The 24803-nt window shown below is 69.4% G+C and carries 13 protein-coding genes; 4 read left to right on the top strand and 9 right to left on the bottom strand.

Features of this window, described 5'->3' with window-relative positions; translation table 11 throughout:
- From H976_RS0100200 to H976_RS0100190, 3 genes are read right to left on the bottom strand one after another with little or no spacing between them, the layout of a single operon-like run.
- Entirely contained in the window at nucleotides 1–858 is an 858-nt protein-coding gene (locus tag H976_RS0100200; protein WP_027859876.1) for a thioesterase family protein, read from the bottom strand.
- A gap of 20 nt (nucleotides 859–878) precedes the next feature.
- Nucleotides 879–2111, bottom strand: coding sequence for an NADH:flavin oxidoreductase (locus H976_RS0100195; RefSeq protein ID WP_027859875.1), 1233 nt, complete (start codon nucleotides 2109–2111; stop codon nucleotides 879–881).
- A 35-nt stretch (nucleotides 2112–2146) separates the two neighbouring features.
- Complete coding sequence (locus H976_RS0100190; RefSeq protein ID WP_027859874.1) at nucleotides 2147–2704, bottom strand: NADPH-dependent FMN reductase; 558 nt, start codon at nucleotides 2702–2704, stop codon at nucleotides 2147–2149.
- Between the two features lie 128 nt (nucleotides 2705–2832).
- Here H976_RS0100190 and H976_RS0100185 point away from each other — a divergent pair, with 128 nt between their 5' ends.
- Nucleotides 2833–3990: a GAF domain-containing sensor histidine kinase gene (locus tag H976_RS0100185; protein WP_027859873.1), complete on the top strand. Its 1158-nt coding sequence runs from the start codon at nucleotides 2833–2835 to the stop codon at nucleotides 3988–3990.
- Here the strand turns inward: H976_RS0100185 and H976_RS0100180 are convergent.
- Complete coding sequence (locus H976_RS0100180) at nucleotides 3987–5018, bottom strand: hypothetical protein (protein WP_155917843.1); 1032 nt, start codon at nucleotides 5016–5018, stop codon at nucleotides 3987–3989. The genes H976_RS0100185 and H976_RS0100180 overlap by 4 nt on opposite strands.
- 169 nt (nucleotides 5019–5187) lie before the next feature.
- Between H976_RS0100180 and H976_RS28355 the strand changes: the two genes are divergently transcribed.
- From H976_RS28355 to H976_RS23720, 3 genes are all read left to right on the top strand, one after another.
- Entirely contained in the window at nucleotides 5188–10539 is a 5352-nt protein-coding gene (locus H976_RS28355; RefSeq protein ID WP_155917841.1) for a PKD domain-containing protein, read from the top strand.
- Nucleotides 10540–10677: 138 nt separating this feature from the next.
- Complete coding sequence (locus tag H976_RS23725; RefSeq protein WP_051275828.1) at nucleotides 10678–15330, top strand: PKD domain-containing protein; 4653 nt, start codon at nucleotides 10678–10680, stop codon at nucleotides 15328–15330.
- Nucleotides 15331–15535: 205 nt separating this feature from the next.
- Nucleotides 15536–20200 (top strand): PKD domain-containing protein, encoded by a 4665-nt coding sequence (locus H976_RS23720; RefSeq protein WP_081682554.1) that lies wholly within the window; start codon nucleotides 15536–15538, stop codon nucleotides 20198–20200.
- Nucleotides 20201–20285: 85 nt separating this feature from the next.
- On the opposite strand, the gene H976_RS23715 is transcribed toward H976_RS23720, so the two are convergent.
- The 5 genes from H976_RS23715 to ychF all read right to left on the bottom strand — a co-directional run bounded on the left by H976_RS23715 (nucleotide 20286) and on the right by ychF (nucleotide 24777).
- Nucleotides 20286–21278: a DUF5995 family protein gene (locus H976_RS23715; protein WP_155917839.1), complete on the bottom strand. Its 993-nt coding sequence runs from the start codon at nucleotides 21276–21278 to the stop codon at nucleotides 20286–20288.
- Nucleotides 21279–21445: 167 nt separating this feature from the next.
- Nucleotides 21446–21742, bottom strand: a complete 297-nt coding sequence (locus tag H976_RS0100150; RefSeq protein WP_027859871.1) for a putative quinol monooxygenase — start codon at nucleotides 21740–21742, stop codon at nucleotides 21446–21448.
- Nucleotides 21743–21806: 64 nt separating this feature from the next.
- On the bottom strand, nucleotides 21807–22400 hold the full coding sequence (locus H976_RS0100145; protein ID WP_081682608.1) for a class F sortase: 594 nt from the start codon (nucleotides 22398–22400) through the stop codon (nucleotides 21807–21809).
- A gap of 77 nt (nucleotides 22401–22477) precedes the next feature.
- Entirely contained in the window at nucleotides 22478–23398 is a 921-nt protein-coding gene (locus tag H976_RS23710) for an ice-binding family protein (RefSeq protein ID WP_051275824.1), read from the bottom strand.
- Nucleotides 23399–23700: 302 nt separating this feature from the next.
- Entirely contained in the window at nucleotides 23701–24777 is a 1077-nt protein-coding gene (gene ychF / locus H976_RS0100135; protein WP_027859869.1) for a redox-regulated ATPase YchF, read from the bottom strand.
- Nucleotides 24778–24803 lie beyond the last annotated feature (26 nt).

Genomic DNA, 24803 nt, shown 5'->3' with positions numbered 1-24803 from the left:
CTAGACCTGATCGCCCGGTTGACCCGATTTGCCGGAAACGCGTGGTAACAGGGCCAGTTGCCGTGACTGGGCCACCAGCCGGCCGCGGCTGTCCCACACCTCGCAGTCCTCCTCGAACTGGCCGCCGGAGATGTTGCGGGTGGCGTGCCGCACGATCGCCCAGCCGGGCGCCGGGTCGGCGCGGACGTGGGCGGTCAGCTCGATGGTGGGCGCCCATCCGGGGAGGCCGAGGTCGAAGGTCACCGGCGGCAGGGCGTCGACGACCAGCAGCAGGGCGATCGGGTCCAGCGGCCGGTCGTCGGCGAGCTTGAACCAGCCCTGGATGATGCCGCTGCCGCTCGGCTCACCCACCGCCCAGCCGACGTACGCCGGATCGAGGCGGGTGCCGAACCGCTCGAGCAATGGCGCGACCCGGCGTACCTCGTCGGGCGCGAACCTCGCCTCCACGCAGTCCTCCACCGGCGGCAGGTCGGGCGGCGGGATCTGGCGATCGACCTCCGGGGACTGTCCGGCGAGCGACCCGTAGACGGCCAGGACGGTGATCCGCTCGACCTCGGCACCGCCCTCCTGCTGCACAAGGCTGGCCGCGACCGTCGAGCGGCGACCACCCTCGCGGACCCGACGGACACGGACCACTGCCGGCCCCGGCGTGGTGGGAGTCAGGTAGTAGGCACTGACGCTGACCGGGTCGGGCTGACCCGAGTCGGTGAGCTCGGCGCGGATGGCGTTGCCGATCACGGCCAGCAGGTAGCCGCCGTTGAGCCCACCTCCGACCACCCAGCCACGGTCGAGTGTCGCGGCGTACTCCCCCGGGCCGGAGGCTGCGACGGCGATGCCGCGGTCGAGCTCGAAGTCCATGGCCGTGAGCCTAGAGCGGGCTAGGCGTAGCCGGCGGGGGTGCCCCAGGTGGCGGATCGTGAGCTGCCCTCGTGGACGACCGGGCAGTGGGTGCCGACGAAGTTGGTCGGCATGCACAGGTTGCAGTGGATGCACAGCGACGGCGTGGCGGCGTCCGCCGCGATCCGGTTGACCAGATCGGGCTCACGCAGCAGGGCGCGCCCCATGGCCACGAACTCGAACCCCTCCTGCATCGCGAGGTCCATCGAGGACCGGTCGGTGATGCCGCCGAGCAGCACCATCGGCAGCGTGATCTCGGCCCGCACCTTGCGGGCGTCGTCGAGCAGGTAGGCGTCGCGGTAGGGGTACTCGCGGATGAACTGCTTGCCCGCGAACCGCATCACCGTCTTGATCGGCTGCGGCATCACCTCGACGAACTCCTTGACGGGCGCACCTCCGCGGAACAGGTACATCGGGTTGAGCAGCGAGCTGCCCCCGGTCATCTCGAAGGCGTCGACGGTGCCGTCCTGCTCGATCCACTGTGCGGTCTGGATGGCCTCCTCGACGGTGATGCCGCCCCGCACCCCGTCGGACATGTTCAGCTTGGTGAGGATGGCGATCCGGTCGCCCACGGCGTCGCGGACCGCACGCAGGATGCCGCGACCGAACCTCGCGCGGTTCTCCAGCGAGCCGCCGAACTCGTCCTTGCGGTGGTTGACCTTGGGACTGAGGAACGCGCTCGGCAGGTAGCTGTGGCCGAGGTGCACCTCGACCGCGTCGAACCCCGCCTCGATGGCGCGCACCGCGGCGGCGGCGTGGGCGCTGGTGATCCGCTCGAGGTCGGCCGCCTTCGCCTTGCGCGAGACGCCGAAGGACATGTTCGGGAAGCGGGTGCTGGGCGAGAGTGCGTGCCGCTTGTTGCCCCGCGAGTCGGCCACGGGACCCGCGTGCCCGATCTGGGCCGAGATCGCGGCACCCTCGGCCTGCACGGCCTCGGTGAGCACGCGCAGGCCGGGCATCGCCTCGTCGGTCCACTGGATCTGGTCGGGCGCGGTGCGGCCGTCCGGTGCGACGGCGCAGTAGGCGACCGTGGTCATGCCGACCCCGCCGGCGGCGTACGCCCGATGGAAGTCGACGAGGTCGGTGGTGACGCGGGAGCGGTGGCTCAGGCCTTCGTACGTCGCCGCCTTGATGATCCGGTTGCGCAGGGTGAGCGGACCGATCCGACCCGGCGAGAAGACGTCCGGCGTACCGTTTTCTAGAACGTGTTCCACTTTGTCAGGTTACATGGATCCGGCGTCGCAGGCCCCTACTCGCGCAGCGTGCGGATCGCCCGCGTGGTCTTCACGACGTGGTCGAGCACCCGCTTGAGCTCGCCCGCGCGTCGCTCGCCCGGGGTGAACTCACCGTCGGTCCAGTCACCGAAGTTGTGCAGCACCACCTGCGGACGCACGGTGTACATCACGACCGCGGCCAGGATGCCCCGCCACTGCTCGATGGCCCGGGTGGCGCCGTCGAAGCCGTAGCCGACGAAGCCGGCCACCTTCTGGTTCCACTCGGGGTAGAGCAGGTCGACGGCGTTCTTCATCGCGGCCGGTACGCCGTGGTTGTACTCCGGCGTGACCCACACGAAGCCGTCGAACCCGTCGACCACCCGGCTCCACACCCGGGTCGACTCGCGCTCGTAGTCGCGCTGGGCGGCGCCGGCGTCGACCGGCTCGTCGAGCAGGGGCAGGTGGTAGTCGTCGATCTCGACCAGCTCGAAGTCCGCGTCGTCACGCTGCCTCGCGGCGTCGTACACCCATTGCCCCACCGCGGAACCTTTCCGTCCAGGGCGGGTACTACCGACAAGAATCGCGATCTTCACGAAAACCTCCGTATGACTTACCGTTGAGCAACTCCTCGGTCACTGGGTGGCTGAGGGTTTGGGGGAGAACCGAATTGCAACCGGGAGCCGGGGACTCCGGGTGCGACAGTGATGCCGTCCTGGACATCTTGTCGCGTCCTGACGACGACGACCTCGCCGACGTGGTGGAGCTCGTCGCCAAGATCTGTGACGCCCAGGCGGCGGGCATCACCATCTCGCGCGGCAACGAGTACCACGTGCCGATCACCTACGGGATCGAGCCCTTCGTCTCCCCGGCCAACGACACCTTCTGCCAGCACACCATGGGCACCACGGGCGTCTTCGTCATCGAGGACGCCCGCGCCGACCCCCGCTTCGCCGACATCGGCTGGGTCGACGGCACCATCGCCAAGTCGAGGTTCTACGCCTCGGCCCCGCTGTACGCCCCCTCCGGCGAGATGGTGGGCAGACTCTGCGTGATCGACCCCGCCGTGCGCGCCTTGACCACCCTCCAGCGGCGGTCCCTCGAGACGCTGGCCGGCAGCGTCACACAGGTGATCGAGCTGCGGCTGCTCCGCGATGCCCGAGCCCCGCTGGTCACACCCGAGTCGGGCCAGACCGCGGCGACGGTCGTCTCCCAGCTGGCGGCCGAGCTCAGCCACGACCTCCGGGTGCCGCTCAGCTCGATCACGGCCTCCGTGGAGATGCTCGAGGACGAGCTCGACGACCGGTCCAACCCTGTCGTCGACGCTCTGCTGACCCGCACCATGCGGGCAGCCGCACGCATGGAGCGGATGCTCGAGCAGTCCATGGAGTACGGCGCCGCCGGTGAGGAGCCCACCTTCGCCGAGGTGGATCTGACCCAGCTCGCCGACCAGCTGGTGCTCAGCTCGGCCAGCCTGCTCGAGACGGCCGGTGCCACCATCGAGACGGCCGACCTGCCCGTCGTACGCGCCGATCCCGACGACATGTACTCGGTGCTCCAGAACCTGCTCACCAACTCGCTGAAGTTCGCGCGTCCCGGGGTGCCGCCGCGCGTGCACATCTCGGCGCGACACCTGCCCGAGACCTGGCGGATCTCCTTCCGCGACAACGGCGTGGGCATCCCGGAGGAGCGCCGGGTGGACGTGTTCTCCCTGTTCAGCCGGGCCACCAGCGACGTCGAGGGGCACGGCATCGGACTGGCCACCGTCTCGCGGATCATCGCCTCCCACGGGGGCCTGGTCGGCGCCGACGCCGTGCCCGGTGGCGGGGCGGAGATCTGGTTCGAGCTGCCCGACGACGAGGCGGAAGAGCAGGCTCGCTAGAAGCCCGCGAACCCGCAGTCGGCCTTGCGGCCGTGGCCGAGCCCGGGCCACTCGAACCGGTTCACCGCGGCGGTCAGGGGCTTGCGGGACTTCACGTAGGGGCGGGCACCGGACTCGCTGACGACGTACAGCCTCCGGCCGGCCGGCCCGAACTGGATGCCCTCGGCCCCGGGCACGAACCCGAGCCGGCGACCGCCCGGTGTGACCAGCTCGCCGCACGCGAGCGAGGAGCGCGCCAGGTAGAGGCCGCCGGCGCCGTCCAGCGTCGCGCCCTGCACGAGGGTGGGCACCCGGGTGCGCGCCACCGCCCCGACCTGGGTGGTCCCCTTCGCCTGCGCGCCGAGGTCGAGGACGCCCGGCTTCTGCAGCTGCTTGAAGCGGAACCAGTAGATGGAGGGATGCCCCTTCGTCACGAACGGCACGAGACCGATGCTCTTCCTGGTCGCGACGATGGCCGAGCCGCGGGCCGGCGCCTTGATGCGCCACACCCGACGCGCGTCCAGGACACTGCTCGTGCCCGACGGGTCGACCTGCCAGAGCTTGTTCTTCTCCACGATCCACAGGTAGGCGCCCCGCTGCAGGATGCCGCCGCCGTGCCGGCAGTAGGTGCGCGGACGTTGGCCGACCCGGCCGTAGATGGCGCTGTGGAAGGCGAGCTGCTCTCCCGTCGCCAGGTTGATGCGTCGGAGCTGGCACGGCCTCTCGCCGTACCCCGGGCGAAAGCGGAAGCCGCTCACCCAGGCGGTGCTGCCGGTGACCGCGAGCCCCTGGGGCACCAGGTAGCGGCGCGGTGTCGGCAGCCACAGTCCGCCACACAGGCGCTTGTGGTTGCGGAAGTCGGCGAGCGTCTTGCGGGTGTACGTCGGGTCGGTGCCCCGGACCGCGCCACGGTCGATCCCGTGGCACTCGAACCGCGCCTTCCTGGCCACCGGGGCGGTGCCGCCGGAGGTGGCGTCGGCGGCGACCGCACCCCCGCTCACCGCAAGCAGGAGCACGATCACGGCGACCCGGAGAGCACGCAGCAGCATCGAGGTCACGCTAGCCGCGCAGGCGCTCCCGGAGTCGGAGCCGCGCGGAGCACGGCGGACTAGACCCATTCACAGCGCTTGTGGGTATTTCGCCACATCGGGCCGAGGATACGAACTCGGGCGTCTCTGTCCTGACGTCCGGCACGACGTATCGGGGGGATCCACCAGCATGTCTGCACACCGCGTGTCCGCGTCCAGTCAGCGACGACCACTGGCGGCGATCGTGGCCGTGCTCGCCACGGCCCTCTCGGTCCTCGGCCTCTCGCCTCTGCCCGCTGCCAGCGCGGCCGACCCGACGCTCTCGTTCGTCGGCGCGGCCAGCAGCTCCGGCAACCGCACGGCCCACGTCGTCAAGCTCCCCGCCAACGTGCAGGCGGGCGACACCATGGTCATGTTCCTGTCCACCAACTCGATCAGCGGCACCATCACCAACCCGGCCGGCTGGACGTTGCTGCAGGGCAAGGACGGCACCGCCACGCGCGGCCGTGCCTGGACCAAGCAGGCCGTGGCGGCCGACGCGAACGCCAACGTCACGGTGACCTCGAGCGCGACCATCAAGGACACGATGAGCGTCGGCGTCTACCGCAGCGCCGGAGGTACGTCGTCGGTGACCGCCTCCGCGCAGACCGCCGGCACCACGACGACGGCCAACCACGTCTCGCCGACGGTCGCGGTCGCCCAGGCCAACTCCTGGCTGGTCAACTCCTGGAGCGAGAAGTCCTCGGTCACCCAGACCTGGACCACGCCCGCCACCAGCACCACCCGCGCCAACCCCGCCGCCACCGGCAGCGGCAAGGTCAGCTCCCTCTTCGCGGACTCCAACGGTGCGGTGGCCACCGGCACCGCCGCGTCCCGCACCGCCACCACCAGCACCGCCGCCGGCGGCGAGCAGCTGTTCTCGGTCGTGGTCAGCCCGGGCACCTCCGGCACCCCGACCAACCAGCCGCCGGTCCCCTCGTTCACCGTGAGCTGCACCGGTCTGACCTGCTCGTTCAACGCCTCGGCCACCACCGACCCCGACACCGCAGTCGGCTCGCTGACCTACAGCTGGGCCTTCGGCGACGCCACCACCGGCACGGGCGTCACGACCTCGCACACCTACGGGTCCGCCGGCAACCGGACCGTCACCCTGACCGTCAGCGACGGCACCAGCAGCCCGACCACCACCCGCACCGCCACCCCGACCAGCGCCGCCGCCGCGACGCTGTCGTTCGTCGCGGCCTCGAGCAGCGCCGGCAACCGCACCAACCACGTGGTGACGATCCCGTCCACCGTGCAGGCCGGGGACACCCTGGTGATGTTCCTGTCCACGGCGTCGATCACCGGCACCGTCAACAACCCGACCGGCTGGACCCTGCTCCAGGGCAAGGACGGCACCACCACGCGCGGCCGCGCCTGGACCAAGCAGGCCACCGCGGGTGACGCCAGCTCCACGGTCAGCTTCACGTCGAGCGCCACCATCAAGGACACGATCAGCGTCGCGGCCTACCGCAGCAGCGGAGGCGCGGCCTCGGTCACGGCCTCCGCGCAGACCGCCGGCACCACGACGACGGCCAGCCACGTCTCCCCGACGGTGGCCGTCGGCCAGGCCAACTCCTGGCTGGTCAACTCCTGGAGCGAGAAGTCCTCGGTCACCCAGACCTGGACCAAGCCCGCCACCAGCACCACCCGCGCCAACCCCGCCGCCACCGGCAGCGGCAAGGTCAGCTCCCTGCTCGCCGACTCCGGCGGCGCCGTGGCCACCGGCACCGCCGCGTCCCGCACCGCCACCACCAGCACCGCCGCCGGCGGCGAGCAGCTGTTCTCGGTCGTCGTCAGCCCCGGCACCGGTGGGGTGACGCCCCCGGCCGACCCGGGCACCACTCCCCCGCCCGGCCACACGGCGCTGGTCCCCCAGACCACGCGCACCGACATGCCCAAGATCACGACCGGCGAGATCTACGACATGGCCACGATGGGCAATCGGGTGTTCATCGCCGGCACCTTCACCTCGATCCAGAACCAGCGGTCGGGCAACACCACCAGCTACCCGCAGGCCGGGCTGGCGTCGTACAACCTCGACACCGGGCTGGTCGATGCCAGCTTCCGCCCCGACTTCGCCGGCGAGGAGGTCGACTCGGTCGCCGTGAGCCCCGACGGCACCAAGCTGTACGCCGCCGGCACCTTCAGCACGGTCAACGGGATCACGCGCAAGGGACTGGTGCGCCTCGACCCGCTAACCGGAGCCCCGGTCAGTGAGTTCACCGCCAACACCGACGCGCGCGCCACCGAGGTGGTCGCGTCCAACACGACCGTCTACGCCGGCGGCCGCTTCACCAAGGTCAACAACGTCGCCCGCGGCTCGCTCGTCGCCGTGGACGCCACCACCGGTCAGGTCGACGGCGGCTTCGTCAACAACATCACCCAGGGCGTCGGCGTCAACGGCGCCATCGGCGTGCAGCGGATGGTGCTGACCCACGACATGAAGAAGCTCATCGTGGTGCACACCGGCCTCCAGGTGAACGGCCAGGACCGCGGTGGCGTCGCGATCATCGACACCGTCACCAAGCAGCTCACCTCCTGGCACAGCCACCTGTGGGAGGACAACCTCGAGTTCGTCGGCGGCATCCAACGCGCCTACGGCGCCGCCATCGCACCCGACGACTCCTACTTCGTGGTGACCAGCGGCTCCGGTGGTGACCGTCCGCCGATCAACGACACGGTGGTGGCGTTCAACCTCACCGGTGGTGACGACGTCCAGCCACTGTGGATCTCGCGCTGCTTCGACAGCGTCTACTCGGTGGCGATCTCCGAGAAGGCCATCTACATCGGCGGTCACTTCGCGTGGAACGAGTCACCGACCGCCAACGACCCGTGGCCCGGCCAGGCCGACATCGGCTACGGGACCGGCCAGGGCCTCTCGGCCTACGCCCTCGGCGACCAGGTCGTCGGCCGCGAGCACCTCGGCGCCCTCAACCCCACCGACGGCAAGGCGCTGGAGTGGGCTCCCGCCTCGAACTCCTTCGAGGGCAACAAGGCGATGCTGGTGACCTCGCGCGGCCTGATCACCGGCGGTGACGCGGTCGCGCAGGGCGGCGCCAACGTCGGCCGCATCGCGGAGTTCGACTTCAGCCAGGTGCCGACCCCCAACGGCGTCGACACCGCGATCACCGAACCGATCATGGGCCGGGTCGAGAACGCCGCCCACTCCTTCGACATCAAGGGCACCGCCTCGACGACCGCGGGCACCGTCGACCGGGTCGAGGTGACCGTCCAGGTCCGCGACAGCAGCCCCGTCCAGTACCTGCAGACCAACGGGACCTGGGGTACGACGAAGAACGTGTTCACGCCCACGCTGGACACCCCCGGCGCTGCCTCGAGCACCTGGACGCTGCCGGTCACCGTGGCCGGCAACGTGAAGATGGAGGCCATCGCCAAGACGGTGTCCTCCACCAACGCCCCCGACCCGAGCCCGGCGACCAAGAAGTTCGAGACCTTCAACCTCGACGACGCACCGCCGACGGCCACCATCACGGCCCCGGCAGCCGGCACCGTCCCGACCAAGACGTTCACCGTCACCGGCTCGACGACCGACGACAAGGGCGTCGCCTCGATCACGCTGAGCATCCGCAACGCTGCCAACAAGTACCTCCAGGACGACGGCACCGTCGGCTCGGCGTACAACTCCTTCAGCTTCCAGCCTGACGTCCCGGGCGCCACCAGCACCACCTGGCAGAAGGAGATCACCGTCCCCGACGAGGGACTGTGGCGGGCACAGGTGCGGGCCAACGACACCGGCGGCAACAGCTCGCTCGACACGACCGACCGTGACTGGACCGTCTCGGCGACCGCTCAGGCGCCGGTCGTCTCGATCACCTCGCCGAGCACCGTGACGCCACCGACGGCGCCGCAGACCTTCACCGTCCAGCCGGGCCAGCCGATCACCTTCACCGGCTCGGCCACCGACGACGGCACCATCAAGAACATCGACATCGCGCTGGTGAACAACTCCACCCAGGAGTACCTCACCACCGACGGCAGCTTCGGCCGCAACAACGGCCTGAACACCTTCCGGCTGATGAGCAACGTCGGCCAGAAGACCGTCAACTGGACCTACACCACGCCGTTCAACCTGACGCCGGGCAGCTACCAGTTCGCGGTACTGGCGACCGACAACGACAACATCACCACGCCCTCGAACCTGTGGGCGGTCGCGGGGTTCACCGCACAGGTCACCGGTGACGCGCCACCGAAGGCGACCCTGGCCCTCGGCACGACCGGCGTGCAGGCACCGCTGCCCTCCCACAGCCTCACCCTGTCGGGTACGGCGACCGACGACGTCGGCGTCAAGGAGGTGCACGTCTCGCTGCGCGACGCCGACACCGCGAAGTACGCCAACGACACCGGCGGGACGCAGGCCGGGTACACGTACTTCACCGTGCCCGTGGTCAACAACCCCGACGCGAAGAGCGTCACCTGGTCCACGACGATCACGCTGCCGACCGACGGCTACTGGAACGTCACGGCCGTGGCGGTGGACACCTCCGACCAGTACGACTTCAGCAACACCGGCGCGACGGCGACCTACCCGTCGTACCCCAACGACGCGCCGCCGACCTTCAACCCCGACCTGCTGGCGCCGAGTGACGGCACCGCCTTCACCGACGGCAAGATCTTCATCAGTGGACGGGCCGAGGACACCAACCCGGGCGGGACGCCCGCCATGTCCAAGGTCGAGGTCTCGGTGCAGAACACCACGAGCAACCAGTACATGACCTCGTCCGGATCGTTCACCACGTCGGCCAACCCGGTCTGGGTCACCGCGTTCCTGACCAGTCCTGGTACGCCGGGGTCGAACTTCTCCTACACCACCCCGATCGTGCCGGCAGGCAGCTACAAGATCCTCTACCGCGGCACCGACCAGCACCACCTGGTCACGACGGCCCCGCCGTCGCGCTCGGTGACGGTGACGCAACCGCCGAACAACAAGCCGGTCGCGGTCATCGACACCCCGGCCTGCACGAACAACGTGTGCCAGTTCGACGGTCGCCACTCCACCGACGAGAGCCCCGCGACGCTGACGTACGTGTGGAGCTTCGGCACCGGACAGGGCTCGAGCACGGCTCCCAACCCGAAGAAGACCTACACGGCCGCCGCGCCGAACCCGCCCGGCACCTACACGGTGACCCTGACGGTGAAGGACCAGTGGGGCGTGGCCTCCGACCCGGTGACCGTCCAGCTGCCGATGACCGAGCCTCCGGGCAACGTGGCACCCAACGCGGTGTTCAACGACCCGTCGTGCTCCGGGCTGACCTGCAACTTCTCGGCGGTCGGCACCATCGACCCGAACACCGGCGACTCGATCAGCTACCAGTGGACGTTTGGAGACCCGGGCAGCGGCGCCAACAACGCCAAGACCGGATCTGCGACGTCACACCTGTTCAGCGCGACCGGGAGCTACGACGTCACCCTCGTCGCGACTGACGGCTGGGGCAAGTCCTCGCCCGTCAACACGAGGTCGGTGGCCGTCACCGCTCCCTAGCTCGACCGCTCCACCAGCAGTGCCACAGCTATCTGGACTAGACCCATTCCGGGCCGTTGTGGGCGAAAGCACCAGATTGGACCGAAGATACGGCACGGGCTCTCGAAGACGGGGGCCCATCAACGGGGGGTACCACGGATGTCTGCACTCCACGCGTCAGCGCGCACTCGCACGCGACTCGTTCCGGCTCTGGTCAGCGTTCTCGCTGCCGCACTCGCGATCTTCGGGCTCACGCCGGCACCGTCGGCGAGTGCCGCGGACCCGGTGCTGTCCTGGGTCGGCACCGGCAGCAACGCCGGCAACCGCACCGCGCACACGGTCGTGGTGCCGGCCGGTGTCCAGGCCGGCGACACGCTGGTGCTGTTCATCGTGACGAACTCCGCGGCCGCCCTCACCGGGCCGGCCGGCTGGACGCAGCTGCAGACCCAGACCGGCACCTCGACCTCGGGCCGCGCCTACACCAAGCAGGCCGTCGCCGCCGACGCCGGGTCGACCGTGACCGTGAGCAGCGGCACCACCCTCGTCAAGGACGCAATGACGGTCTCGGCCTACCGCTCGGCCGGCGGCACCCCGTCCGTCACCGCCTCGGCCAGCAGCCCGGGCACCACCGGCACCTCGTTCACCACGCCGTCGGTCGCGGTCGCCCAGGCCGGCTCCTGGCTGGTCAGCTCCTGGGCCGAGAAGTCCTCCACCGCGTCCACCTGGACCGCCCCCGCCGGCACCGTCAACCGCGCCGCCCCCGCCGCCACCGGCGGCGGCAAGGTCAGCTCCCTGCTCGGCGACTCGGGCGCCCCGGTCGCCACCGGCACCGCGGCCGGCAAGACCGCCACGTCCAGCATCTCCGGCGGCGCCACCCCGATGTTCTCCGTGGTGGTCAGCCCCGGCACCGGCGGCGTGACGCCGCCCACCAACATTGCGCCCGTCGCCTCGTTCACCGCGACCTGCGCCAGCCTGACCTGCACCTTCGACGCCTCGGCTTCCTCCGATGCCAACAACGACCCGCTGACCTACGCCTGGAACTTCGGCGACGGCACCACCGGCACCGGCGTCACCGCCTCGAAGACCTACACCACGGTCGCGACGCGCACCGTGACGCTGACCGTCAACGACGGCAAGGCGACCAACTCGACGACACGCTCGGCCACCACGACCGCCGGCCTGCCCGTGCCCGGGCACACCAAGCTGGTGCCCGACACCGCGCACACCGACCTGCCCAAGATCAGCGACGGCGAGATCTTCGACATCAAGGTCGTCGGCAGCCGGGTGTTCGTCTCCGGGAGCTTCACCAAGATCCAGAACCAGCGGTCGGGCAACACGACGACCTACACCCGCACGGGCCTGGCGTCGTACAACCTGACGACCGGGCTCGTCGACACCGGCTTCAACCCGGTGTTCGGAGGCGGCGGCGTCGAGGGCATCGCCTTCACGCCCGACAACACCAAGCTGTTCGCCATCGGCTCCTTCAGCACCGTCAACGGCACCTCCCGGAAGGGCCTGGTCTCGATCAACCCGACCACCGGCGCCGTGATCTCCGGATTCACCGCCAACCTCGACGCGCGGGGCTCCGACGTGGTGGCCACCAACTCGACGCTCTACGTCGGCGGCAAGTTCACGAAGATCAACGGGACGACCCGCGTCGGCCTGGGCGCCGTCAGCGCCAGCACCGGCGCCGTCGACACCGGCTTCGTGAACAACCTGAGCGGCGGTCTCGGGGCCAACGGCGCCATCACCGTCCAGCGCCTGCTGCTCACCCATGACATGTCACGACTGATCGTGGTCCACACGGCCCGCCAAGTCGCCGGCCAGGACCGCTACGGCGTCGCCATGATCGGCGTCTCCTCCAAGCAGCTGCTGCCGTGGAAGACCAACTTGTGGCAGGACAACTTGCAGTACGTCGGCGGCATCCAGCGCGCCTACGGCGGGGCCGTCGCACCGGACGACTCCTACTTCGTGGTGACGAGCGGCTCGGGCGGCGACCGCCCGCCGATCAACGACACCGTGATGGCCTTCCCGGTCAACCCCGCGGGTGACCAGAGCGACGTGCAGACCAAGTGGATCACCCGATGCTTCGACAGCGTCTACTCGGTGGCCATCTCGGAGAAGGCCGTCTACATCGGTGGCCACTTCGCCTGGAACGAGTCCCCGACCGCTCCCGACCCGTGGCCGGGCCTCGACGACGTCGGCTACGGCACCGGCCAGGGCCTGTCCGGCTACGGCCTCGGCGACGCCGTGGTCAACCGCGAGCACCTCGGTGCGCTCAACCCGGTCGACGGTCACGCCCTCGAGTGGAACCCCGGTTCGAACTCCTACGAGGGCAACAAGGCCATGGAGGTCACGCCTCGGGGTCTGTTCACCGGCGGTGACGCCACCACGCAGGCCGGCGTGAACATCGGCCGGATCGCGTTCTTCGACTTCAACTCCGTGGCCGCGAGCAACGGCGTCGAGACGGCGATCACCGACCCGATCGAGGGCCGCGTCAATCCGGCTGCTGAGGCCTTCACCGTCAAGGGCACCGCGTCGGTGACCAGCGGCACCATCAACCGGGTCGAGCTGCGCGTCTACGACCGCGACGCCAACCGCTACCTGGCCGACAACCTGACCACCTGGCAGACCGCGTCCAACACCATCAACACAACGCTGCAGAGCACCGGCACGCGGACCGCGAACTGGTCCTTGCCGCTCACCATCACCGGCAACCACCGGATGGCACTGCGCGCGCAGACGTTCTCCTCGGCCGGCACCGGCGACAACACGCCGGCGACGAAGAAGACCGAGACCTTCGGCCTCTCCGACCAGCCGCCGAACACCAACGTCACAGGCCCCACAGCCAACCCGGTCACGACCAAGACGTTCACGGTCACCGGCACGGCGTCCGACGACGTCGGCGTGAAGTCGATCGGCTTCACCGTGCGCGACGAGGCCAACCGCTACCTTCAGCCCGACTGGACCGTGGCCTCCTCGCAGTACACCTTCCGGCTCGACCCGGACGTGGTCGGCGCGACGAACACGACGTGGTCCAAGGAGATCACCGTGCCCGCCGAGGGCACCTGGCGTCTCCAGGCCCGGGCGGTCGACTCGGCCAACCAGTCCGACCTCGACACCGCCGACCGCACCTGGATCGTCAGCGAGGGCGGCGTGGCCCCGACCGTGTCGATCGGCGCCCCGGTCACCATGCTGCCGCCGACGGCGGCCTCCCCGGTGACCGTGGCTCCCGGAAGCCCGATGACCTTCTCGGGGTCGGCCGACGACGACAAGGCCATCACCTCTGTCGAGGTCTCGCTGCGCAACACCACCACCCGCGAGAACCTCGCCTCGGACGGCACCTACGGCCCCAACGCGATCCAGGGTTGGTACCGCGTCGTGCCGCAGAACCTGTCGGGCAGCAGCCAGCAGTGGACCTACACGACGCCGTTCAACCTGAAGGCAGGCACCTACTCCTTCGCCGTGCGGGCGACCGACGACATCGGCCTGACGACGTCCTCGACCAACCAGGGCAAGCTCACGATCAACGCCCAGGTGCCGGGTGACGCGCCGCCGGACGGCAAGCTCAACGTCACGGGCACGGTCACGGGCGGCCAGGCGCTGCACCTCGACCTGGCCGGCACCGCGACCGACGACAAGGGTGTGAAGGAGGTCCGGCTGTCGCTGTACGACGGCGACACCAGCAAGTACCTCCAGCCGAACAACACCATGGGGTCCGGTTTCGCCACCCGTACGGCCACGCTGGGCACGCCCGGGGGGACGTCGACGACCTTCACGCTCGCGGTCGACCTGCCCCAGGGCGGCGACTGGAACGTGACCGCCTACGCCATCGACACCGTCGACCAGCAGGATCTCTCGACCGTGGGAGCCACGGCTCGTTACCGGATCTACCCCGGTGACCTGCCCCCGACCCTCACCGACGCGCTGCTGTCCCCGACCGAGGGGGCGTCCTTCACCGACGGCCGCATCCAGGTCAGCGGGCGCGCCGAGGACGACCACGCGATGCAGGCCGTCCAGCTGACGGTGATGAACTCCGCCAACCAGTACATGGGATCCAACGGTGCCTTCACCAGCACGACGCCCAGCTGGCGCACGGCGTTCCTGACCAGTCCGGGCACTCCGGGGTCCAACTTCTCCTACACCACGCCCGTGGTGCCGGACGGTGCCTACACGGTGACCATCCAGGGCGTCGACCAGCACGATCAGACGACGACCCCACCGGCCGTGCGCCACGTGACCGTGTCGCACCCGGCTAACAACCAGGCGCCGGTCGCGAAGTTCACCTACACCTGCCCTCCGACCGGGACGACCTCGTCGACCAACGTGTGCGGGTTCGACGGTCGTACGTCGACCGACGAGAACGCGCCGACGCTGACCTACGCGTGGACCTACACGCTCAACGGGGTCAGCACGACCCAGACCGGGCCGAAGCCGACCAAGACCTTCACCCAGGCCGGCGGCTACACGGTGCAGCTGATCGTGACCGACGAGTGGGGTCTGGCCAGCGCTCCGGTGACGCAGACGGTGACCATCGCCGAGCCGACCACCAACGTCGCTCCGACAGCGGTGATCAACACGCCTTCGTGCAACGCCAACGTGTGCAACATCTCCGGTGTGGGCTCGGCCGACAGCAACGTCGGTGACACGATCAGCTACTTCTGGACGTTCAGTGATGGTCCTCTGACCAGCACCTCATCGTCGCTGACCCACACCTTCCCGACCGGACCAGGCACCTACACGGTGTTCCTGACCGTGACGGACGGATGGGGCAAGTCCTCGCAGGCACAACGGACGATCACCATCCCGTAGCCGAGGTCTCACCACTCACCACCCTCACCAACGCGCAGGGCCCCTCCGATACCTCGGAGGGGCCCTCCGTGTATGCGGATCACCAACCCACATCACCGCGGACTAGACCAAACAGGACCGATAGGTGCAAAGCAGACAGATCTGGGCGCACTATTCGGCTGGGCCGCCGCTCGGGCTGGCCCACTGCCACGGGGGATTCCAGACCATGACTGTGCCTACTGCGCCCGCACGCGGGCGTCGCCGCCTTGCCACCCTGCTCACCACCACGGTCGTGGGCGCTCTGGCACTGGCTGCCCTGGGTCCTCTGCCCGGCGCCAACGCCGCCCTGCCGGCACCGACGCTGAGCTACGTCGGCGCGGCCAGCGCCGCCGGGTCCACCACGAGCCACGTGGTCAAGGTCCCGGCGACCGTCGTGGCCGGCGACACGATGCTGCTGTTCACCATCGCCAACACCAAGAGCGGCACCATGACCGGTCCGGCGGGCTGGACCCAGCTCCAGTCGCGCGACGGCTCCGCCAGCCGGGCGCGCGTCTGGACCAGGAAGGCCACCGCCACCGACAGGGGCACCAACGTCACCGTGCGCACCAGTGTGAAGGCGCTGACCAGCACGAGTGTGGTCGTCTACCGCAGCTCGCGCGCCACCTCGGCCGTCACCGCCTCGGCGAGCGCCACGCTGGCCACCGCGGGCACCTCCCACACCGCGCCGGCCGTCGCTGTCAGCCAGCCGGGCTCCTTCCTGGTCAGCTACTGGGGTGGCAAGGCATCGGTCGCGTCGCTCTGGACGCCGCCCGCCAACGCCGTCCAGCGCACCGGGGTCGCCGGTGGCGGCACCAACCACACGACGGCGATCGTGGCCGACTCGAAGACCCCGGTGCCCACCGGCACCGCCGCTGCGCGGGTCGCGAAGTCGGCCAAGGCGCTGACCAGCAACCAGCTGATGTCGGTCGTGGTCAGCCCCGGCCCTGCCCCGGCCAACCGCGCCCCGGTCGCTGCGTTCACCTCGTCCTGCGCCGTCCTCGCCTGCAGCTTCGACAGCACCGGGTCCTCCGACCCCGACGGTGACGCCCTCACCTACGCCTGGACGTACGGCGACAACGCGACCGGCACCGGCGCGACCTCGAGCCACTCCTACGCCAGGACCGGCACCCGCAACGTCACCCTGACCGTGAACGACGGCACCACCTCGATCTCGATCACCAAGCCGGTCACCGCGACCTACGCCGAGCCGCTGCCGGGCCACACCCGCCTGGTCTCCGAGGCTCCCGAGGTCGGTCTGCCGAAGTTCCTCGACGGCGACGGCACCCCGGCCGAGATCCACGACATCGAGGTGGTCGGTGACCGCGTCTTCGTCGTCGGCAGCTTCGCCACGGTGGCCAACGATGTGAGGGCCAACGGGGCCACCCCCGCCAACACCACGTCCTACAACCAGCCGCACATCGCGGCCTACGACCTGGGCACCGGCCTGGTGGACCCGACCTTCAACCCCGTGTTCGACGGCAACAGCGGTTTCGACGTCGACGCGGTGGAAGCCTCCCCCGACGGCACCCGTCTCTACGTCTCCGGCAGCTTCAACACCGTCAACGGCGTCACCAAGAAGGGCATCGCCGAGATCGACCCCGACAACGGTGACACCGTGCCGGGCTTCACCGCCGACGCCGACAGCCGGGTCACCGAGCTCGCTGTCTCCGGTACGACGGTCTACGCCGGTGGTCGCTTCGGCAAGATCAACGGAGTCGTCCGCAAGTCCCTGGCCGCCGTGGATGCACTGACCGGCGTCGTCGACACCGGCTTCGTCAACAACCTCTCCGGGGGCATCGGCGTCAACGGTGGGCTGACCGTGCAGAAGCTGCTGCTCACCCACGACGGCAGCAAGCTCCTCGTCATCCACACCGGTCGGCAGATCAACGGCCAGGACCGCTACGGCATCGGCATCATCGACACGGCCACCAAGCAGCTGACCCCGTGGCGCACCCGCCTCTGGGACGACAACCTGCAGTTCGTCGGCGGCATCCAGCGCATCATCAGCGGCTCGATCGCGCCGGACGACTCGTGGTTCGTGGTCTCCAGCGGCTCCGGCGGCGACCGTCCGCCGATCAACGACACCGTCGTCGCCTACCCGATGACCGGCGGCAACGACGTCCAGCCCAAGTGGATCTCCCGCTGCTTCGACAGCGTGTACAGCACCGCGATCTCCGAGAAGGCCGTCTACATCGGCGGACACTTCGCGTGGAACGAGTCCCCGTCGGCTCCGCTGCCGTTCCCGGGTGCGGCCGATGTCGGCTACGGCACCGGTCAGGGCTTCTCCGGCTACGGCCTGGGCGACTCCGTCGTCGGGCGCGAGCACCTCGGCGCGCTCAACCCAGTCGACGGCCACGCGCTCGAGTGGAACCCCGGCTCGAACTCCAACATCGGCAACGAGGCGATGGCACTGACTCCGCACGGTCTGCTCACCGGCGGGGACGCGACCACGCAGGGCAGCTCCAACGTCGGCTCGGTCGCCTACTTCGACCTCGACAACGTCGACGCCCCCGGTGGGGTCGACACCACGATCACCACCCCGATCTCCGGTCGGGTGCTGACCACCGCGCAGAACTTCACCATCACCGGCACGGCCACCGCTCCCACCGGTGTCCGCAAGGTGTTCCTCGAGGTGCAGGACCGCGACAGCCTGCAGTGGTTGCAGCCCAACAAGACCGACTGGGGTCCAGCCGCGAACTTCGAGGCGACCGTGACCCCGGTCGACGCGACCACGGCCACCTGGTCGGTGACCCTCAACGTGCCCAGGAACGTCAAGATGCTGGTGCGTGCGAAGGCCCAGGGCTTCGGACCCAACAACACCAAGGGTGACGAGGACCCGACCAAGGCGATCAAGAAGATCGAGACCTGGAGTCCCGACGACGCGCCGCCGACGATGGCGTACGCCGCCGTCCCCGCGGCCGGTCTGGTGAACAGCAAGACCTTCACCGTCTCCGGTACGGCAGCCGACGACCACGGCGTCACCGGCATCACGATGACGCTGCGCGACTCGGCCGGCCGCTACCTCCAGGACGACGGCACCTCCGACCCGACGTACAACACGATCCGGATCACGCCGGACGTGCCCAACGCGACCAGCACCACCTGGTCGAAGGAGATCACCGTCCCGACCGAGGGCACCTGGCAGGCCCAGTCGCTCGCCCACGACACGGCGGGCAACGCCTCGCTCGACACCCTCGACCGCACCTGGGTCATCTCCGCGAACGGCCAGGCCCCGAGCGTGTCCATCAGCTCCCCTGGCTCCGTGGTCCCACCGACCACGCCGCAGCCGGTCACGGTTGCGCCGGGCGGACCAATGACCTTCTCCGGAACCGCCACCGATGACGGCACCATCAAGGCCGTCTACGTCGCCATGCTGAACAACTCGACCGGGGAGAACCTCACCGTCGACGGCACCTGGGGCATCGACAACGGCCTGGCGCTCTACAAGCTCCCGGTCACGCCCAACGTGCAGAGCTACCACTGGACCTGGACGACGCCGCAGGACCTCGGCCCCGGCAACTACACCTTCGCGGTGCTGGCCACCGACAACGAGGACATCACCACGCCGCAGTCGAGCTGGGCGCTGATGACGCTGAACGCGGTCGTCCCCGGGGACGCACCGCCGAAGGCCACCCTGAGCGCGACCGGCACCCAGCCGCCGTCGGGTGCCCTTCACCTGGGCGTGATCACGGGACAGGCGACCGACGACCAGGGCGTCGCGGCCGTGCGGCTGATCGTCAAGGACATGGACACCAGCCGCTACCTCAAGGAAGACGGCACCGTCTCCTCGACGTTCGCGACCGTGCCGGCAGACGTGGCCAACGTGGGCGCGACCAGCACCCCGTGGTCGACGGACCTGACACTGCCCACCCAGGGCAGCTGGAACGTCACGGCGTACGCCGTCGACGCCGCAGGCCAACGTGACCTCGCCACCACCAACGCCGTCGCCCGCTACCCGATCTACCCCGGTGACTCGGCGCCGACGCTGACCGACAGCCTGCTGGCACCGACCGAGAACGCGTCCTTCACCGAGGGCAAGATCCTGGTCAGCGGCAGGTCGGAGGACGACCAGTCCACGAGCAAGGTGGAGGTCGCGATCATCGACGGCACCGGCAAGTTCCTCACCTCGACCGGCACCTTCGGTGTCGCCGAGAGCTGGCGGGCAGCGTTCCTGACCAGCCCGGGGACCCCGGGGTCGAACTTCTCCTACACGACCCCGGTCCTGCCCGAGGGCAGCTACACGGTCAAGGTGCGCGCCACCGACCAGCACGGCCTGGTCACCGTGACCCCGCCGGTTCGCCACGTGACCGTGACGATCCCCGCCGGGAACGCAGCGCCGGTGGCGGTCCTGAAGAAGTCGTGCACCGAGAACGTGTGCGCCTTCGACGCGAAGGACTCCACCGACGAGAACGCGCCGACGCTGACCTACACGTGGAACTACGGCGCGGGTCAGGGCACTGGCACTGGTCCGAACCCGACGAAGACCTACACCGCGGCCGGCACCTACACGGTGACGCTCACGGCGAAGGACGAGTGGGGCGTCTCCTCCGCCCCTGCCACCACGACGGTCACGATCACCGAGCCGGCCGGCAACACGGCGCCGGCCCCGGTGATCCAGGCGCCGTCGTGCAACGGTCTCGCCTGCAACTTCTCGGCGGTCGGTACGACGGACAACCTCGGTGACGCCATCACCTATGCGTGGAACTTCGGCGACACCGCGAGCAACACGGCGACGGGGTCGGCGACCTCGCACGTCTTCTCAGGACCGGGGACCTACACGGTGACGCTGACGACAACTGACGGCTGGGGCAAGACGGCCTCGGTCACGAAGGACGTCACGTTCGCACCATGAGGCGGGAGCCCCACCGGTAGGTGATGGGGGGCACGCAGGCCCCTCCGGGAAGTGTCCGGAGGGGTCGACGTGTGTCTGCGGACGGTCAGCCGCCGTACGGCGTCGGCGTACCGAACGGGTAGGCAAGGGGTGCCGCGTCGGCCTTGTGCACCGCGCAGTAGGCATCGCGAGCAGTCGTCGTGCTCAGCGGCGGCGTGTAGGCCTGCGAGAGCAGGATCGAGTTCGCGGCCGCGTTCGCACCGTTCTCGATGCCCTGGGCGACGAGCGCCCGGGCAGCGGCATTCGGGGCGTTCACCAGTGCCTCGGCGTTGCGCCAGGCCGCCTCGCGCCAGGTCGTGAGCAGCTGCATGACCGACGCGTAGTTGAGCCCCAGTGGGTCGTTGACGTCATCGATGGTCGGGTCGAACCGCTGGGAGAGCTCGGCCATCAGCGCGTCGGAGGCGTCGTTGAGGAACAGGTCGGCCTTGTCGAAGTCCGGCTTTCCGGACTGACCGTCCGGACGCACGATGCCCATCGAGGCGAGCACGAACGGCAGGTCGCGGTTGACGTGCGCGTTGATCCCGAGGAGGAGGTCACCGGTACCCGTCATCCGCCGGTCCCTGGCCGCGTCGAACGCGGTCTGCCACGCCGCGGGCACGGCGGCCCGGTTGCCCGACTTGTAGTTGTCGTAGGCGTCGAAGTAGTACTTCGCGAACACCGCGTCCATGTGGTTGATGTAGGGCACGTCCTGGAAGTAGCCCGGGATGTCGCGCACGTAGCCGTAGGTCTGGGTGATGCGCGTGTAGGTCATCGCGAACACCGACTCGTGGGTGCAGCTCTGCGCGTTCTCCTTCAGGATCGTCCCGAACTTCTTCAGGGTGGCCTTCAGGCAGCTGGGTCGGCCGGCGACGCAGTCGTTGTCGCTGCTCGGGACGTACTGGTCGGTCCAGCTCGGCAGGTACGCCGTCCAGGCGACGTACGGAAGATCATCGGCGTGGGCGGAGCTCACCCCCACGCCCGCCACCAGGAGCGGTGCGGTGACCACAGCCATCACCGCCGCCACCCACGTCCGGGCATGACGAACCCTCTTCTCGGGCATCCGGCGCTCCCTCCCCAGGAACCACGCGCACTACCCGGGAGTCTGCACCTGCTGGCAGCGACTTGTCCCGTTCGGGGAGGAAATGACGGCCACTGGACTACCCAAAACGGACAGGTGGTCCATATTCTGGACGCTGCTCGACTAGTCCGGCCGAGCCTGGAGGAGCCCTACTTCACCGCGATGATGTCGGTCGTCCTGATGTCGGGATCGCTGGCCAGCAGGTCAGGTCCCACTGCCCCGAGCGCCGCGGGGATCTGCCCGTTGAGATGGGCCTGGCGGCCCTCCTCGTTGGCGAAGGTGTCGAAGATGCCGTACGTCGTGTCGCTGAGCCTGAACGCGTACCAGGTGACGGTGCCGTCCTCCAGCGCGGCCAGCGCCTGCCCCTGTCTCAGGAACGACGCGAGCTCGTCTCCCTTGCCGGGCTTGGCCTCCAGGATCGCGAGCAGTCCTCGGTCGACAGCCATGTGCAGCTCCTCGTCTCGTCGTGGGGCTTCGACGGTAGCCCGGCACCCTGAGGCCGCGGGCTGATCAGGACTGCTCGAGGTCGGCGAAGACCACGACGTTCTCCTCGAACACGTTGGTGTCGGCGTCGAGCCCCCCACAGGTGATCAGGCGCAGACCGGCGTGGTCGATGTTCCCGTAGACCCGCTTGGTCGGGAACGCGGACTTCGCGAAGTGCGCCAGACGGGTGACCCGGAACTCCGCCGTGCTCCCGTCGCGGCGCTTGACCGCGATCCCGTCACCGGGTCGGAGGTCGGTCAGTCGCGCGAAGACGCCCGGCGTGACGTAGCGGACGTGACCCACGATGATCGCCGGACCCAGCTGGCCGGGAGTGGGGCTCCCCGTGAACCACCCGGCCGGGAAGGCGCCAGGCGGGGTCTCGAGGGTCCCGTCGGACTCGAGCCCGAGGTGCATCAGCGAGGAGTCGACGCCGATGGCGGGGATCCGCAGCCGCACCGGCACCGACCGGCGCATCACCGATGGCGACGCGGGAACGGCCGTGGGAGGGGGGGACGTGTCGTCGGGGGTCGCCGACGCGGCAGGTTCTCCCGCCGTACGACGCCCCGGTGACTTCTCGGAGCCGCCGATGAGCCCGGTCGCCAGCGCGATGGAGACGAGCATCCCCAGCACGGCGACGACCAGGACCAGCGACCATCGACCTCGGGCGCTCAGGCGAGTGGAAGTCCTGTCGGACCCGCTCACATCACCCGACGTCGACGGACGGCGACCAGCGCCAGCACACCGAAGCCGATGATGCCCATGCCGCCAGTGAGGGCGGAGACCGAGGTGCCCGCAGAGCTGGAGACAGGTCCGGCGAACCCTGTGTCGACCGAGCCTTCGGGGACCGTGGAGATCTGGCCACCGCCGCCACCGCCGCCATTTCCGTTGCCGCCGCCGTTGCCGTTGCCGCCGCCACCGTTCGTGCCGCCAGTGCCACCGTTGCCGCCGGTGTCAGTGGGCGTCGCGTCCGGCACGTCTTGGTCGTAGGCGCAGTTCGCCGAGGTGAACACGTTGTTGTGCAGGTTCACCGCGCCACTTCGGGCGAGGGTACGACCCTGGATGGTCGCTCCTGTGTTCATCGTGATCGTCGCCTCGGCCATGATCGTGCCGATGAAGTGGGTCGTGGTGTCGAGCGTCGCCGAACTGCCTACCTGCCAGAAGACGTTGCACGGGTTCGCCCCGTTGATCAGCACGACCGAGCTTCCCGGTGCGGTGATCAGTGTGCTGCCGGCCTGGAAGACCCAGACCGAGTTCGGGTTGTTGGCGCCGTCGAGCGTCAGCTGTCCGGTGAGTCCCATGGCCGCGGCCCGGTTGTAGACACCGCCCACCAGCGTCTCTCCGCCGAGCTCGGCGTCCTCGCTGATCGGCGGAGTCTGGGCGGCGGCGTTGTTGTACGCCGTGGTCAGGTCTGTCTTGGCCTGCAGTGCGACGGCGTCGGCCTTGTGGACCGTCCCACCGACGACCATGGTGCTCTCGCCGGTGACGGCGCTTCCGGGATGCACGCCGACGCTGCGGTCGATGGTCGTGGCACCCGTGTTCGTGACGGTGGTGCCAGCCAGCACCGAGAAGGCGGAGGCGGTGCCGAGCGGCGGCACGGTGGCGGCTGCCTGGGCGCTCATCGCGAGCGGCCCGGCGACGAAAAGGGCACCGAGTGCGGCGGCTGTGGTCAGCCGCGCGGGGGTTCGCAGGGCAACAGGAAACTTCAAGGTCGGCAACACAACGGGTCCTCTGATCATCGATCATGGCGCCCGGGGGCCGAGGTCTGGGGCGAGCAGGGGCGTTGGTGCGATTGGCTCGATTGCACCACAGAGTCGGCCACAAAGCCGACGTTTGCGCCGGGAATTGGTCCAGTGGCGCAAAAGGACGTCATACGTCCTGGTCGCTATGACCACCACTTCGTATGACGTCCCGGACGCCCTGCTCAGACGTTGAAGCGGAACTCCACGACGTCTCCGTCGGCCATCACGTAGTCCTTGCCCTCCATGCGCACCTTGCCGGCCGCCTTGGCCGCGTTCATCGAGCCGGCGGCGACGAGGTCGTCGTAGGACACGATCTCGGCCTTGATGAAGCCCTTCTGGAAGTCGGTGTGGATCACGCCAGCGGCCTCGGGGGCGGTGGCGCCCTTCCGGATCGTCCAGGCGCGGGCTTCCTTGGGTCCGGCGGTCAGGTAGGTCTGCAGGCCGAGGGTGTCGAACCCGACCCGGGCGAGTACGTCGAGACCGGGCTCCTCGACGCCCATCTCGGCGAGCATCTCGCGGGCCTCCTCGTCGTCACCGAGCTCGACCAGCTCGGACTCGAACTTGGCGTCGAGGAAGATCGCCTCGGCCGGAGCGACGATCTTGCGCATCTGCTCCTTGAGCGACTCGTCGTTCAGCTCGTCGGCGTCGCAGTTGAAGACGTAGATGTAGGGCTTCGCAGTGAGCAGGGACAGCTCACGGACCAGCTCGCGGTCGATCGTGGTGGCCAGGATCGGGGTCCCGGCCTCGAGGGCCTCCTTCGCGTCCTGCGCGGCGGCCAGGTTCGCCGCGCGGGACTTGTCGCCGCGGGCCTCCTTCTCCAGCCGCGGGATCGCCTTCTCGACGGTCTGCAGGTCGGCCAGGATCATCTCGGTCTGGATGGTGGAGATGTCGGACTCCGGGTTCACCTCGCCGTCGACGTGGGTGACGTCCTCGTCGCGGAAGACCCGTGTCACCTGACAGATCGCTGCCGCCTCGCGGATGTGGGAGAGGAACTTGTTGCCCAGCCCCTCCCCCTCCGACGCGCCCTTGACGATCCCGGCGATGTCGACGAACTCGACCGTGGCCGGGAGCTGCTTGGCCGAGGAGAAGAGCTCGGCCAGCTTGCCGAGACGCTCGTCGGGGACGGCGACCACGCCGACGTTGGGCTCGATCGTCGCGAACGGGTAGTTCGCCGCGAGCACGTTGTTCTTCGTCAGCGCGTTGAAGAGGGTCGACTTGCCGGCGTTGGGCAGTCCGACGATTCCGATGGTGAGGGCCACGGGCGGCGAGTTTACGGCGACGGACG

Origin of the sequence: Marmoricola sp. URHB0036 (assembly GCF_000426045.1) — a bacterium.
Lineage (GTDB): Bacteria > Actinomycetota > Actinomycetes > Propionibacteriales > Nocardioidaceae > Marmoricola.
This window is presented reverse-complemented; position numbering and strand designations above follow the sequence as displayed.